Origin of the sequence: Lentzea waywayandensis (assembly GCF_900115955.1) — a bacterium.
GTDB lineage: Bacteria > Actinomycetota > Actinomycetes > Mycobacteriales > Pseudonocardiaceae > Lentzea > Lentzea waywayandensis.
On record NZ_FOYL01000011.1, the window covers coordinates 36,420 to 50,382 of the forward strand.

General features: G+C 69.0%; 13 protein-coding genes. 5 read left to right on the top strand and 8 right to left on the bottom strand.

The window, feature by feature from the left end; translation table 11 throughout:
• Positions 1 to 60: 60 nt before the first annotated feature.
• Positions 61 to 3,702: an nSTAND1 domain-containing NTPase gene (locus tag BM417_RS33595; RefSeq protein ID WP_093602885.1), complete on the bottom strand. Its 3,642-nt coding sequence runs from the start codon at positions 3,700 to 3,702 to the stop codon at positions 61 to 63.
• 46 nt (positions 3,703 to 3,748) lie between these two features.
• Positions 3,749 to 4,471, bottom strand: coding sequence for an MmyB family transcriptional regulator (locus BM417_RS33600; protein ID WP_093602887.1), 723 nt, complete (start codon positions 4,469 to 4,471; stop codon positions 3,749 to 3,751).
• A gap of 69 nt (positions 4,472 to 4,540) precedes the next feature.
• On the opposite strand from BM417_RS33600, the gene BM417_RS33605 reads away from it, so the two are divergent.
• A complete protein-coding gene (locus BM417_RS33605; RefSeq protein WP_093603367.1) occupies positions 4,541 to 5,473 on the top strand; it encodes an aldo/keto reductase in 933 nt (310 codons plus the stop codon).
• Here BM417_RS33605 and BM417_RS33610 read toward each other — a convergent pair.
• From BM417_RS33610 to BM417_RS33620, 3 genes are all read right to left on the bottom strand, one after another.
• Positions 5,466 to 5,678 carry a DUF5703 family protein gene (locus tag BM417_RS33610; RefSeq protein ID WP_093602889.1) on the bottom strand — a complete coding sequence of 71 codons (213 nt, stop codon included), beginning with the start codon at positions 5,676 to 5,678 and terminating at the stop codon, positions 5,466 to 5,468. The two genes, BM417_RS33605 and BM417_RS33610, sit on opposite strands and share 8 nt — an antisense overlap.
• The gene (locus tag BM417_RS33615) at positions 5,675 to 6,331 is read right to left on the bottom strand and encodes a YncE family protein (protein WP_143138901.1); all 657 of its coding nucleotides are present in this window, start codon (positions 6,329 to 6,331) and stop codon (positions 5,675 to 5,677) included. The genes BM417_RS33610 and BM417_RS33615 overlap by 4 nt, the downstream gene beginning before the upstream one ends.
• Positions 6,332 to 6,535: 204 nt before the next feature.
• Positions 6,536 to 7,501: an aldo/keto reductase gene (locus tag BM417_RS33620; RefSeq protein WP_093602893.1), complete on the bottom strand. Its 966-nt coding sequence runs from the start codon at positions 7,499 to 7,501 to the stop codon at positions 6,536 to 6,538.
• A 72-nt stretch (positions 7,502 to 7,573) separates the two neighbouring features.
• Here BM417_RS33620 and BM417_RS33625 point away from each other — a divergent pair, with 72 nt between their 5' ends.
• Genes BM417_RS33625 through BM417_RS33635 form a run of 3 tightly spaced genes read left to right on the top strand, consistent with a single transcriptional unit; the run spans position 7,574 to position 10,150 of the window.
• Complete coding sequence (locus BM417_RS33625) at positions 7,574 to 8,623, top strand: LLM class F420-dependent oxidoreductase (RefSeq protein WP_093602895.1); 1,050 nt, start codon at positions 7,574 to 7,576, stop codon at positions 8,621 to 8,623.
• Positions 8,620 to 9,447: an undecaprenyl-diphosphate phosphatase gene (locus BM417_RS33630; RefSeq protein ID WP_093602897.1), complete on the top strand. Its 828-nt coding sequence runs from the start codon at positions 8,620 to 8,622 to the stop codon at positions 9,445 to 9,447. Before BM417_RS33625 ends, BM417_RS33630 begins: the two co-directional genes overlap by 4 nt.
• A 10-nt stretch (positions 9,448 to 9,457) precedes the next feature.
• The gene (locus BM417_RS33635) at positions 9,458 to 10,150 is read left to right on the top strand and encodes a histidine phosphatase family protein (protein ID WP_218164646.1); all 693 of its coding nucleotides are present in this window, start codon (positions 9,458 to 9,460) and stop codon (positions 10,148 to 10,150) included.
• Here BM417_RS33635 and BM417_RS33640 read toward each other — a convergent pair.
• Both BM417_RS33640 and BM417_RS33645 read right to left on the bottom strand, forming a co-directional pair.
• Positions 10,122 to 11,300: an RNA polymerase sigma factor gene (locus BM417_RS33640; RefSeq protein ID WP_245822331.1), complete on the bottom strand. Its 1,179-nt coding sequence runs from the start codon at positions 11,298 to 11,300 to the stop codon at positions 10,122 to 10,124. The genes BM417_RS33635 and BM417_RS33640 overlap by 29 nt on opposite strands.
• Entirely contained in the window at positions 11,297 to 11,671 is a 375-nt protein-coding gene (locus tag BM417_RS33645) for a YciI family protein (RefSeq protein ID WP_093602899.1), read from the bottom strand. Before BM417_RS33645 ends, BM417_RS33640 begins: the two co-directional genes overlap by 4 nt.
• Positions 11,672 to 11,785: 114 nt before the next feature.
• On the opposite strand from BM417_RS33645, the gene BM417_RS33650 reads away from it, so the two are divergent.
• Entirely contained in the window at positions 11,786 to 12,235 is a 450-nt protein-coding gene (locus BM417_RS33650) for a YybH family protein (protein WP_093603373.1), read from the top strand.
• Positions 12,236 to 12,306: 71 nt separating this feature from the next.
• On the opposite strand, the gene BM417_RS33655 is transcribed toward BM417_RS33650, so the two are convergent.
• Positions 12,307 to 13,827 (bottom strand): M4 family metallopeptidase, encoded by a 1,521-nt coding sequence (locus tag BM417_RS33655; RefSeq protein WP_093602901.1) that lies wholly within the window; start codon positions 13,825 to 13,827, stop codon positions 12,307 to 12,309.
• Between the last annotated feature and the right edge of the window lie 136 nt (positions 13,828 to 13,963).

A 13,963-nucleotide genomic window follows, 5' to 3' on the forward strand; every position in this document is an offset into this window, starting at 1 on the left:
GACACCACACAACGTTTTCGCACTACAAATGCGGTCAAGAGGAAAGGGGAACGGTGTTGGTCAGCAGAGGGGCCTCGGGTCGACCCCGGGGAAGTAGTGCTCCCAGTGACGACTGGACAGGTGCGCCGTCGTAGTGGCGCACACGTGGGTGGCGGTGGCCTCGACGTCGAGGTCCCAGACGCGGACAGTGCGGTCCGCGCCCGCCGTCGCGAGCGTCCTGTTGTCCGGCGCGAAGGCCACGCCCCACACCCGTTCCGCGTGACCGTGCAGCACTGCCCGGACCTGGGGGTTTCGGGGATCGCTCACGTCCCACACGCGGACGACGTCGTCGGTCGTGCCGGCCGCGACGAGGGTGCCGTCGGGGGAGACGGCCAGGCGCTGCAACGGGCCGCCGTCATTGGGCAGGGACGCGAGCTTGCGCGGCTGTGCGGGATCGCTGATGTCGTACAGCGCGCCGCTCGCGCCCTGGTTCGCGAACGCCATGACGTTGCCGTGGATCACGACGGTGAACACCTCGTCCCGGCCCGCCTGCCCGCCGCGGCGGATGGGGTCGGGGTTGCCGTCGGTCTTGAGCGCCGGGTACGCCCGCGGCTTGGCGGGATCGCTGACGTCCCAGAGCTGGAGCTCCCGGCTGCCGCTCGCGATCACCAGCGTGCGGTCGTCCTGGGAGAGTTCGACCTGCCAGACGGTGTCGGTCTTGGGGACGCTGAATCCCCCTGTCCTGACCGGAGCGGCCGGGTCGGAGACGTTCCAGAGCCCGATCACACCGTCGTCCTCGGCGACGACGAGCATCTTGCCGTCGTGGCTGAACGTGGCGCCGACGATCGGGACGTTCCAGGTGATCGCCTTGGTCAGCAGGCGCGGCTTGGCCGGGTCGCCGACGTCCCACAGGGCGGCGGTGGTCGTGGACGACGAGAACAGGACGTTGCCGGTGGGGCTGATGTCGAGCGTCATCGTCTCGTCGTCGGGGGCGAACGCGGGCAGCGTGGAGATCTCCTCGGCATGCCGGTCGTCGGGCCGCCACAGCTTGATGGCGCCGTCCTCAGCGACGGTCGCGAAGTACCGTCCCTGCTTGTCGTAGTCGAGTTTCCACACGGTGTGCTTGTGCCGCGGGTAGTTCAGGTTGGCCAGGTCGAGCACCCTGACCTCGGCGTCCGTGGTGGCGGTGACCATCCTGCGCGAGTCGGAGCTGAAGGTCACCGACCCCAGGGCGTCCGTGTGCCCGCCCAGCACCGCGGCGATCCGGACGTCGCGAGGGTCGGTGACGTTCCACAGCCGCATCGTCTTGTCGCCGCCGCCGCTGGCGAGGAACCTGCCGTCGGGGGAGAACGCGACCGCGTGAACCGAGAAGGAGTGCCCGCTCGCGACGCTGAGCAGCGCGGGAGCGCGCTGGTCGGTGACGTCCCACAGGCGAACGTCGCCGTTGTCGGCACCGGTGGCGATCGTCCGGCCGTCAGGGGAGAAGGCGACGCCGTCGACCGCGTAGTCGCCGGGGGTGGCGTCGATGACGGACAGCTGGGTGCCGGTCGCCAGGTCCCATAGCTTGACCGTGCCGTCCCATGCCGCCGAGGCGATGGTGGTGCCGTCACGGTTGAGCGAGACGGCGTGCACGTTCTGGTCGTGGGCCTGGATGGTGCGCACGAGCGTGGCGGGGCCGGAGATGTCCCAGATCCTGATGGTCCGGTCCTGGCCGCTGCTGACGAGTGAGCGGCCGTCCGGGGTGAACTGCACGGCCTGCACCTGGCCCTCGTGGCCGGACACGCGGGCCTTCTCGACTGGTCTGCGCGGGTCGGTGACGTCGAACAGGCGGATGAGACCGTCCCAGCCCGCGGCGGCGATCGTCCCGCTGTCCGGACTGAACGCCATGCCGTGGGTGGCGTTGCCGCCGGCGTGGACGCGGCCGAGCTCACTGGGGTGGAAGGGGTCGGTGAAGTCCCAGATGATCATCGTCCGGTCGTCGGCCGCGGTGGCCAGGATCTTGCCGTCCGGACTGAACACGGCGAACGACGCCGGTTCCTGGTGACCTCGTACGACGGTGACCTGGGGTGCGGCGAAGGTGCTGAGCAGGGCGTCGCGGGCCGCGGGCAGCCCGGTGAGGCGGTAGGCGGCCAGGCGCAGCTGGCTCGCGAGGCTCGGGTCGCGGTCCTGCAGGCTGTTGGCCTCGGCGATGGCCTTCTGGGCGAGCGCGATGGTGCGTTGCTCGGTGGTCTGTCGTTGGGCGCGCACGGCGAACACGGTCGACGCGGTGGCCACGAGCAGCAGCGCGGCGAGCAAGGCGACCACGCGGCGCAGGTTGGTGGTGCGGCGCTTCTCGGTGGCGACCTCGTGTTCGACGGCGGCTTTGCTGGCGCCGAGGAACGCCCGCTCCTCGGCGTTGAGGGCGCCGGGTTCTCGCTGCGACCAGTCGGAGGCCTGGGTGAGCGGCACGCCTCGGTAGAGCGATCCGGGATCGCGGTGGTGCGCCTCCCAGTCGGCGGCCGCGGCGGTGAGCCGGCGGTGCACGCGCAGGTCGTCGCGTGCTTCGGCGATCCAGTCGCGCAGGCGCGGCCAGCCGCGGATGACGGCTTCGTGGCTGATCTCGACGCTGTCGTCGTGAACGGTGAGGATGCGTGCCGCCGCGAGGTGCTCGACCACCTCGTCCGCCGCGAGTTCGGAGCGTTTGACGAGGCGTTTGGTGTCCTCGGTGCCCTCGCCGGGGGTGATCAGGCGCAGGAAGACCTGACGGGCCTGGACGCGCTGCTGCTCGCCGAGCCCGGTGTAGGCGTTCTCGGCGGTGTTCGCGATGGCGCGGGCGATGCCGCCGCTCTCGTGGTAGCTGGTGAGCGTGAGGGTGTTGCCGCGCTTGCGTTGCCACGTTTCGAGCAGTGCGTGGCTGACGTGGGGGAGGACGCCGGGTTCGCCGGTGGCGTCGGCGATGAGGCGGGCGACGAGTCCGGTCTCGAGCGCGCAGCCGACCTCGACGGCGGGTTGGGTGATGGCCTTGCGCAGCTCGTCGGTGGTCATCGGGCCGACCAGCACCTGGGCGTCCTCGATGGCCTTGACCAGGTCGGGGTAGCGGGCGCAGTGGCCGTAGAAGTCGGCTCGCAGGCCGACGACGGTCTGGCCGTCGCGTTCGGTGAGCGCGGCGATGAACTCGTCGCGGTGGGGGAGCGCGAAGATCTCCTCGAACTGGTCGACGACCAGCAGACCGTCGGTCTCCGGGAGCGCCTCGTGGGTGCCCGGGGTGATCAGCTCACCTGGCAGGCGGGCCAGCAGACCTGCCCTGAGCAGCGACGACTTGCCTGAGCCGGACGCGCCGATGACCAGCACGGTGTCGTGGTGCTCGAGCTTGCCCAGCAGCTTGCCGACAAGCCGTTCCCGGCCGAAGAAGCGGTCTGCGTCGTCCTCGGTGAACGCCTTGAGACCGACGTAGGGGGAGTCGGCCTGCGGCTGGTTCGGCTCGGACTCGCCGATCTCACGCCAGCGCTGTTCCCACAGCTCCTCGTCGCCGCCGCAGGCCCGGACGAACGCGAGCGCCACGGCGAGGCTGGGCAGGCGCTGGCCGCGGGCGGCGTCGGCGAGGGTGCTGGCGGAGTAGTGGCTGAGCCTGCCGAGTTCGCGGTAGCCGGGGGAGCCGGCCTTTTCGCGGAGCTTGCGCAGGTCGAACGCGAACTGTTCGACGGGCCCGGCGAACGGGTCGAGCGGTTTCTCCGGGCGGGGCATGACGGTGATTGTTTCATCCGCCTGTGTCTCGTCATGCTCTATAGCTTCAGTGGTGACTAAAATAGATCATCAACCGGTGTTCGCCGTCGCCCGGCAGGTACAACGTCTCGAACACCAGGAGGTGAGGGCCCCAGCGTTCGGTGCCGGTGGTGGGCGGCAGGGACGCCGCGGCGTCGTAGCGGTCGGTGAAGGCGGCGCCGGCGGTGATGGAGAGCTCGAACGCGAGTACCGCCGCCTGGTGGTCGCCCAGGTCGGCGGCGGCGCGCAGGGCGGCGGCCCGGTCGTTCGCCACCCGGTCCCAGTCGGGGTAGTGGGCCTTCGACTCGGGACTGAACGCGAAGCGGATGAGGTTCTGCTCGTCGTTCAGGCCGGAGATCTCGCGGAACCGCGCGGTGCTCGCCAGGACGTCACCAGCGGGGGACAGGACGGCGGCCGCGGTGGGTTCGAGGGCGTCCAGCGTGGCTCGCACGGTCGGTCGCAGCGGCGGTGGCGGGGGAGGAGCGCAGTTCGTGCCGGCCTTGATCAGGCGGTACAGGTGGACGCGCTCGTCCGCGGTCATGGCCAGCGCGTCGGCGAGGGCGGACAGGACCTGGCCGGAGGGGGAGCGGTCGGTGCCGCGTTCGAGGCGGGTGAGGTACTCGACGCTGATGCGGGCGCGGTCGGCGAGCTCGCCGCGGCGCAGTCCCGGGGTGCGGCGGCGTTCGGTGCTCGGGGGTGTGGTGGCTTCGCGGCGGGCGCGCAGGAAGCGGCCCAGTGCGTTGTCGGCCATGACGGCGCAGTTTAGAGGGGCCCTGGGCGGGTCTCCCTGCGTTCGTCGTCCGCGGTGATGCTGTGGATCATGCGATACCGACTGTTCGGCCGGACCGGCCTGCGTGTCTCGGAGTTGTTGCTGGGCACGATGACGTTGCGTTCCGAGGACCTGGCGCGGCGGGTGATCGACGTCTACGCCGACGCCGGTGGCAACTTCCTCGACACCGCTTCGGCGTACGGGGAGAGCGAGGAGGTGCTCGGCGCGGTGCTGGGGCGGCGGGACCGGTTCGTGGTGGCGACGAAGTACACGTTGTCGCGGGACGCGGGGGATCCGAACGCGGGCGGGAACCACCGCAAGAACCTGGTGCTGTCGCTGGAGCAGTCGTTGCGGCGGTTGCGCACGGACTACGTGGACGTGTTGTGGGTGCATCTGTGGGACCGGCACACGCCGGTCGAGGAGACGATGCGGGCCCTGGACGACGTGGTGCGGGCGGGCAAGGTGCTCTACGTCGGGGTGTCGGACGCGCCGGCGTGGTTCGTGGCGAGGGCGAACACGCTGGCGGAGTGGCGGGACTGGACGGCGTTCTCGGGGTTGCAGGTGCCGTACAACCTGTTGCGGCGCGATGTGGAGCGGGAGTTGCTGCCGATGGCCTCGGCGCTGGGGCTGACCGTCGCGGCGTGGGCGCCGTTGGCGGCGGGGAAGTTGTCCGGCGGTACGCAACGTTCTGGGGTGCTGAGCGAACGGGAACAGCGCGCGGCGTGGGCCGTGCGGGCTGTGGCGGAGGAGCTGGGTGCGACGCCGGCTCAGGTGGCGTTGGCGTGGCTGCGTTCGTCCGGGGCGCTGCCACTGGTGGGCGCGCGGACTCCGGAGCAGGTGCTGGACTGCCTGGGCGAGGTGGTGCTGCCGCCGGAAGCGGTCGCGCGCCTGGAGGCGTCGGCCCCGTTCGAGCGGGGCTTTCCGGCGGACTTCATCGCGGAGTGCGAGGCGGGTGCGTTCGGCTCCGCCGTTGTCGTCAGGTGATGAGGCCTGGCAGCAACGCGGGCTGGCGCTTGCGGCGCAGCCACATCTTGCGGGAGCCGTCGCTGTAGAGCAGCGTGCGGGACAGTTCCCAGCCGGCGAACTCGGCCTGGATGGCCAGCTGCGTGGTCGCGGTTCGGCGGGAGATGCCGGGCGGCAGACGCAGCGGCCGGTATTCCCAGTCTCCGTCGATCACCCCTTCGTTCATGGTGCGATCACCTGTATCCCTCCGTTGTCGCCGGACGTCACGGTGACGCGTCCGGATTCCTGGTCGACGCTGACGGTGTTGGGCTGACGCACGGTGGGGAACCGGTACTTCTCGGCTGGTTCGCCCGCGGCGACGTTGAGTCCGACGACCTCGTTGCGGTCGGTGAGCGTGATCCACGCGATGTCGCGCTTGCCGTCGTAGGCGATGCCGTACGGGGTGCCGGGCATGGGGTAGCGCTGGCGCATGATCAGCGGGTTGATCGAGAACGCGATGAACTCGCCGCCGCGCGTGTCGACCACGAGCAGGCGTCCGAAGCGGTCCGGGACGCCGTTGGTGGCGCCGTCGCCGGCTCGCAGGCCCGCGCCCCTGGTCTCGGTGCCCTTGTCGTCGGTGGTCATCTCGAAGACAGCGCTGCGCAGCCGGTCGAGCTCGACGTCACGGCCGTTGACCTGGAACTTCAGTGTGGTGCCGCCTTCGGTGAACGTGCCGCCGGGCGTGATCTCGCCGGGCGGGGTGGCGTTCTGGGCGGGGGAGTGGGCCGGCTTGGCGGCTTCGAGGGTCTCCGCGACCTGCAGGGGATCCTGTGACCCTTCGCTCTGGCCGCACGCTGCCAGCGTGGCGGTGGTCAGGAGCAGAGCAGCGAGCCGGCGCAAGATCGGGTTCCCTTCGCGGAAGTCGTCCTCTCCAGCATCCCTGACGGGCGCTCATAGGTCACGCAAGGGGTGGGGTGAAACCCGTTCGGCCGCTCCGCCCAGCAATTATCTCTATTGCTTCAGTGTAGCCTGAAACTAATCCTCAACAGGTCTCCAGCCCCAAATCACGTCCAGATCAGAAACTACCCAAGAAGTAGGGGCAGCTCAGGGCATGGGGCGTTCGGGGTAGCCGAGCTCGATGGCGCTGACGTCGTCCAGTGCCGCCCTGATCGCCGGTGGCAGGGTGAGCTGCTCGGCTTCGAGTGAGGCGATGAGCTGGTTCGTGTCGCGTGCGCCGACCACGGGGGCGATCACGCCGGGCCGGTCGCGCACCCAGGCCAGGGCGACGCACAGTGCGGAGGTGCCGAGGCCTTCCGCGGCGGTGGAGACGGCCTGCACGATGCGGGCGGCGCGTTCGTTGCGGTGCTGCTCGACGTAGCCGGCGAAGTGGGCGGAGGCGCCGCGGGAGTCCGGTGGTGTGCCGTTGCGGTACTTGCCGGTGAGCACTCCGCGGCCGAGGGGTGCCCAGGGCAGCAGGCCGAGTCCGTGGTGCAGGGCGGCGGGTGCGACCTCGCGTTCGATGCCGCGTTCGAGCAGGGAGTACTCGACCTGGGTGGAGATCAGCGGGAACGTGGTGGGCGTGAGGGCGGCGGTGGCGAGCTGCCAGCCGCTGTAGTTGGAGATGCCGGCGTAGCGGACCTTGCCGGAGGAGATGGCGTGGTCGAGGGCGGACAGTGATTCCTCGATGGGGACGCCGGCGTCCCAGGCGTGCAGTTGCCACAGGTCGATGTGGTCGACGCCGATGCGGCGCAGGGAGCCGTCGAGGGCGGTCAGGAGTGCGCCGCGGGAGGCGCCTCCGCCGAAGGGGCCTTCGGTGCGGCGGGCGACGGCCTTGGTGGCGAGGACGAGTTCGTCGCGGGGGACGACTTCGCCGAGCAGGGTGCCGAGGAGGCGTTCGGCTTCGCCTTCGGAGTAGACGTCGGCGGTGTCGATGAGGGTGCCGCCGGCGTCGGCGAAGGCCATGAGCTGGGTGGCGGCCTCGTCCGCGTCGGTGTCGCGGCCCCACGTCATCGTGCCCAGTGCCGTCCTGGACACGCGGAGGCCGCTGCGGCCGAGGTATCGCTGTTCCACGTGCGCGATGCTAAGGGGTGATCATCGGCTGAGCCTGGCAATCGGTGTTACTGACCGGTAGGGTCTCGCCGTGTGAAGCTCGGACTGAACCTCGGATACTGGGGCGCCGGCAACGACGCCGCGAACCTTGAGCTGGCCAAAGAGGCCGACCGACTCGGTTTTTCGGTGGTGTGGGCCGCGGAGGCCTATGGCTCCGACGCGCCGACGGTGCTCGCGTGGGTGGCCGCGCAGACCGAACGCATCGACGTCGGTAGCGCGATCTTCCAGATTCCGGCGCGGACGCCGGCGATGGCCGCGATGACCGGGGCCACTTTGGACACGTTGTCCGGTGGGCGGTTTCGGATGGGTCTCGGTGTGTCGGGTCCGCAGGTGTCGGAGGGTTGGCACGGTGTGCGGTTCGACAAGCCGTTGGCGCGCACGCGTGAGTATGTGGAGATCGTGAAGAAGGCGCTGTCTCGCGAGAAGCTGCGTTACGAGGGTGAGCACTACACCCTTCCTCTTCCTGACGGTCCCGGTAAGGCGCTGCAGCTGACCGTCCATCCCGTGCGGGAGAAGATTCCGATCTACCTCGCTGCGGTCGGCCCGAAGAACCTGGAGCTGACGGGTGAGATCGCGGACGGCTGGTTGGCGATCTTCTTCTCGCCGGAGTACTCGGCGGAGTCGCTGGCCAGTGTGAAGGCGGGCCGGGAGAAGGCCGGGTTGACGATGGACGGCTTCGACGTCGTTCCCACCGTCCCCTTGATCGTCGGTGACGACTGGAAGGCGTGTGCGGACCCGGTTCGCGCGTACACGGCGTTGTACGTGGGCGGTATGGGTTCGCGTAAGCAGAACTTCTACAACAACCTGATGGTGCGCATGGGTTTCCCGGATCAGGCCGAGGAGATCCAGGAGAAGTACCTGTCGCGTGACTACGCGGGGGCGATGGCGGCGATTCCGCTGGAGTTCCTGGACGCGACGTCGTTGCTGGGCCCGAAGGAGCGCATAGCAGACAAGATGAAGGCGCTCGCTGCCGCGGGGGTCACCACGCTGTCCGTTTCGCCGATGCTGCAAGATCTGGAGCAGGGGATCGCGGGTCTTCGGACCGCGGCCGAGGCTTTGGATCTGGCAGGAGTGGGTAGTTGAGCTGGTTGCAGGCTCTGGTCCTCGGACTGGTCCAAGGACTGACGGAATTCCTGCCGATTTCCAGCAGTGCGCACCTGCGCATCACGTCGACGCTGTTCTTCGGCAACGACGCGGGCGCTTCGTTCACCGCGGTGATCCAGTTGGGTACCGAGGTGGCGGTGTTGATCTACTTCGCCAAGGACATCGGGCGCTTCATCAGCGCCTGGTTCCGCGGCCTCTTCAGCGCGGAGGCGCGCAAGGAGAAGGACTACCGGCTCGCCTGGTACGTGATCATCGGTTCCGTGCCGATCTCGGTTCTCGGTTACCTGCTCAAGGACGAGATCCGGACGTCGGCGCGGAACCTGTGGATCACGGCGACGATGCTGGTGGTGTTCGGTCTGCTGCTGGGTCTGGCGGATCACATGGCCAAGCAGCAGCGGGACGAGCTGCGGATGAAGGACGCGATCGGGATGGGGCTGGCGCAGGCGCTGGCGCTCATCCCGGGTGTGTCTCGTTCGGGTGGCACGTTGACGGCGGGTCTGTTCCTGGGGCTGACGCGGGAGGCGGCGGCGCGGTACTCGTTCCTGCTGGCGATTCCGGCGGTGTTCGGGGCGGGGTTGTTCTCCATTCCGGACGTGCTGGAGCGTTCGGGCACGGGTGTGCAGGCGTCGATTCCGCAGATGATCGTGGCGACGTTGATCTCGTTCGTGGTGGGGTACGCGACGATCGCGTGGTTGTTGAAGTACGTGTCGAAGCATTCGTACTCGGCGTTCGTCTGGTACCGGTTGATGCTGGGGCTCGTGCTGATGGGGCTGCTGTCGATGGGGTTGTTGCAGCCGATCTAAGGTGGGTGCCGTGGCCACGGTGATCCTGCTTCGACATGCTCGTTCGACTGCCAACGGTTCCGGTGTGCTCGCCGGGCGTTCGCCGGGTGTGGGTTTGGACGAGCGCGGGCAGGTTCAGGCGGCGGCGTTGGTCGGCCGGTTGCAGGACGTTCCGGTGAGTGCGGTCGTGTCGTCTCCTCTGCAGCGGTGCGAGGAGACGCTGGCGCCGTTGCTGGCGGATCGCTCTCTGGAGGCGGTCGCGGAGCCGGATCTGTCCGAAGTGGATTACGGGGCGTGGACCGGTAAGGCGTTGAAGGATCTGCTGAACGAGCCGTTGTGGACGGTGGTGCAGCAGCATCCGTCCGCCGCGGTGTTCCCCGAGGGTGAGGGGCTCGCGCACGTTCAGGCTCGCGCTGTCGCGGCTGTGCGTGCGCATGATGCGCGGATCACCGAGGAGCACGGTCCTGGTGCGGTGTGGGTGTTGTGCTCGCACGGTGATGTGATCAAGTCGATTCTGGCGGATGCTCTGGGTGTGCATCTGGACGGGTTCCAGCGGATCGTGGTGGATCCGTGTTCGATCTCGGTGGTGCAGTACACGCAGACGCGGCCGTTCGTGTTGCGCACCAACGACAACGGTGGTGACCTGAAGGGTGTGGTGCCTGCGGCGCCGCCGCAGGAGGAGCCGTCGTCGGACGCTACCGTGGGTGGCGCGACCGGGACCTGAGGTAGCGCTGTTCTGGTGCGCTCAGGGTGAGTTTGGCGGCTTTCTCGTATTCGTGGCGTGCTTGGTCGTGTTCTCCTCGCAGGTCGAGGAGATGTGCTTTGACGGCGTGTACGCGGTAGTGGTCGAGGTCCAGTGTGGACAGTTCGTCGAGTGCCTGTTTCGGGCCGTGGACCATGGCGACGGCGACGATGCGGTTGAGTGAGACCATCGGGCCGGGTGCGGTGACGGTGAGCAGGTCGTAGAGGCCGAGGATTTCGGGCCAGTCGGTGTCTTGTGCGGTCTTGGCGTCGGCGTGGACGGCCGCGATGGCCGCCTGGAGTTGGTAGGGGCCGATCTGCGCGGTTTTGAGCGCGGTGCTGATCAGGTCCGCGCCTTCCGCGATGGCTGTCGTGTCCCAGATGGTGCGGTCCTGCTCCGCGAGCGGGATCAGCGTGCCGTGGGCGTTGGTGCGGGCGGGGCGGCGTGCGTCGGTGAGCAGCATGAGCGCGAGCAGGCCGGTGAGTTCGCCGTCGTCGGGCCTTCTGCGGTGGAGTTGCCTGGTCAGGCGGATGGCTTCGGCGGTGAGGTCGACGCGGACGAGGGTGTCGCCGGAGCTGGCGGTGGAGCCTTCGGTGAAGATCAGGTACAGCACGTGCAGGACGGCGGTGAGGTCCTGGGGTGGCCGGAACTTGGCGCCGGACTGTTTGATCTTCTGTTTGGCGCGGCTGATGCGTTGTGCGACCGTCGCTTCCGGGACGAGGAACGCCCGTGCGATCTCCGCTGTCGTGAGTCCGCCGACCGCCCGCAGTGTCAGGGCGATCTGCGACGCGGTGGTGAGTGACTCGTGGCAGCACAGCGCGAGGATCGTGAGCGTGTCGTCCTGGGCAGGCACCGGATCGGGCGGTGCGGGCGTAAGTGCGACGACCTTGTCCTCGCGTTGACGGCGTGCGGTGTCGGAGCGGTACTGCTCGATCCACCGTCGGCTGGCGGCGGTGATGAGCCAGCCCTTGGGGTTGTCGGGGATGCCGTCGGCCGGCCACTGCTGGGCGGCGCCGAGCAGCGCTTCCTGCACGGCGTCCTCGCAGACGTCGAACTGGCCGTGGCGGCGGACGAGGACGCCGAGGACCTGCGGCGCGAGTGCGCGCAGCAGGCCCTCCACCTCAGGGTTCACATGCCGTCCAGCATCGAGACGTCCCAGACGGGCCGGACCTCGATGCCGTCGTTGTGGGCGTCGGGCAGCGTGGCGGCGTGGGCGATGACCTGGTCGATGGTGTCGGCTTCGACGAGGTAGAAGCCGGCGAGGTACTCCTTGGCCTCGGCGAACGGCCCGTCGGTGACGACGACCTCGCCGTTGCGGATGCTGACGCCCTTGCCGGTCTCGGGTCCGGGGAGGCCTTCGCTGACGATGAGCTCGCCGGAGGCGCGGAGTTTGTCGGACAGGTCGTAGTGGTCCTGGCCGAACTTCATCTGCTGCTCTTCGGTGAGCTTGTCCCACGCGGCCCGCGACTTCGGGTTGCTGTAGATCAGGATCAGGTACTTCACGTGCGGCCTCCCGGCTCGTGGCTGGCTGGCGGAAAAATCTTCTCACCGCCATGTCGAGACCGCGGGCTGTGTCTCGACACCGGTGTGTCAGCCACTTCGACGGAGGAGTTCGAGATGACTCACACGCTGGTGCAGGACGAGGTCGCCATTCTCGCGGTGTTCACCGAGCACGAGGAGGGCATGCGGCTGCGTGATCCCGCGCGGATCGTGGCGCGGTATGCGCCGGACGCGGTGACGTGCACGTTGGCGCCGCCGTTGCGCAACACGGGTCTGGACGCCCGTGATCCGGAGGCGTTGGCGGGGTGGATGGCCGGGTTCACCGGGCCGATCACGATCGAGCACCGAGACCTGGAGGTCGCGGTGGCCGGTGACGTGGCGTTCGTGCACGGGCTGGCGCGGATGGCGGCGGTGCCGGTCGGTTACCCGGACGGGTTCTCGATGTGGATGCGCACGACCGTGGGGTTGCGGCGCCGCGACGGGCGATGGCTGGTGACGCACGAGCACCAGTCGGTGCCGTTCCACATGGACGGGTCGTTCCTGGCGGCGACCGATCTGGAGCCCTGAGAAGACCTTGCCGAGGCCCGGACCGTGCAGGGGGTCGGTCCGGACCTCGGCGCTTCTTGCGGGGTGGTCTGCTACTTGACGTTCACCGCGGCCCAGGCCCGGTTGACCGCCGCGTACTCGGGCGACGAGGCGCCGTAGAGGTCCGCGGTGGCCGCGAGCGTGCCCGTGCGGGCGGCGGCGTACTTGGTGCTGGAGGTGAACTTGGTGGTCAGCGCGCGATACCAGATCTTCTCGGCCTTGTCGCGGCCGATGCCGGTGACGGGCTGGCCGTCGGTGGTGGGGGAGTCGTAGGCGACGCCGTTGATGGTCTTCTGGCCGCTGCCCTCCGAGAGCAGGTAGAAGAAGTGGTTGGCGATGCCCGAGGAGTAGTGCACGTCGACGTTGCCGGCCGTGGAGGACCAGTAGTCGAGGCTCTTGCCGTCCTTCGAGGGCTTGTCCATGTAGCGCAACGGCTTGCCGTCGCCCCGGATGTTGATCTTCTCGCCGATCAGGTAGTCGCCCGCGTCGGTGGTGTTCGCGGCGTAGAACTCCGTGGTGGAGCCGAAGATGTCGCTGGTGGCCTCGTTGAGGCCGCCGGACTCACCGGAGTAGACCAGGCCCGCGGTCGAGGCGGTGACGCCGTGCGACATCTCGTGGGCCGCGACGTCGATCGAGGTCAGCGGGTTGCGGTTCTGGGCGCCGTCGCCGTAGGTCATGCAGAAGCACGAGTCCGACCAGAAGGCGTTGCTGTAGTTGTTGCCGTAGTGGACCTTGCTCAGCGCGCCCTGGCCGTTGTTCTTGATGCCGCTGCGGCCGTGGACGTTCTTGTAGTAGTCCCAGGTCTTGGCGGCGCCGAACGCGGCGTCGACGCCCGCGGTGGCCTTGTCGGTGTAGGTGCCGTTGCCCCACTTGTTGTCGGCGTCGGTGAACAGGGTGCCGGTGCCCGTGCCGTTGTTGAGGTTGTTGACGGCCTGGTTGCCGCGGGCCGGGTCCTTGAGCTGGAACGTGGAGCCGGACTGGGTGGTGTTGAGGGCGACGGTGCCGGTGTAGGTGGACTGGCCGGTGCCCTCGGCGTGGTGCACGCCGTCGTAGGTCAGCAGCGTCTGGCCGGTCTTGGCGTCGGTGAAGGTGTGCAGTTCGCTGGGCGTCTGGTCTTCCTTGACGCTGTGCGTGACCGTCTCCCACGCGAGCACGGGGGCGTGGTCCAGCGCGAACACGACGAGCGTGCCGCCGGCGGCCGTGGTGGCGGGCGCGGAGGTGTCGAGGCCTGCGAGGGCGGCCTCCGACGCCTTGGTCACGCCCGTGACCTGGCCGGACTTCTGGGCGACGACGAGGTCGCCGCCGATGACCTTCAGGCCGTTGAGCGTGCGGTCGAAGCGGAGGTGGTGCGTGCCGTCGGCGTCGCGCACGACGTCCCGGGGGACGAGCTGCTCGCCGCCGGACAGGCCGAGGGCGGAGGAGATCGTCCCCGCCTGCTCGGCCGCGGCGTGCAGAGCTTCCTGTTGCGTGAGGCTCCTCGGCTGCGGTGCAGCGTTGGCTCCCAGCGTGCCCGTGGCGGCCAGAGCCGCCCCGGCCACCAGGGCGGTGGTGATGCCCAGGGTTTTGCGCTTCATGAACGCTCCTTGTTCCGGTGCAGGGAGCGATCGCTCCGGCGTTACAGGGGTGCCGGGTCGATCACCGTGGAACAACCCGACCATCGTCGATGACCGGGCGTGGTGATCGTATTGCTCTCAGTGCATGCGACCAGCC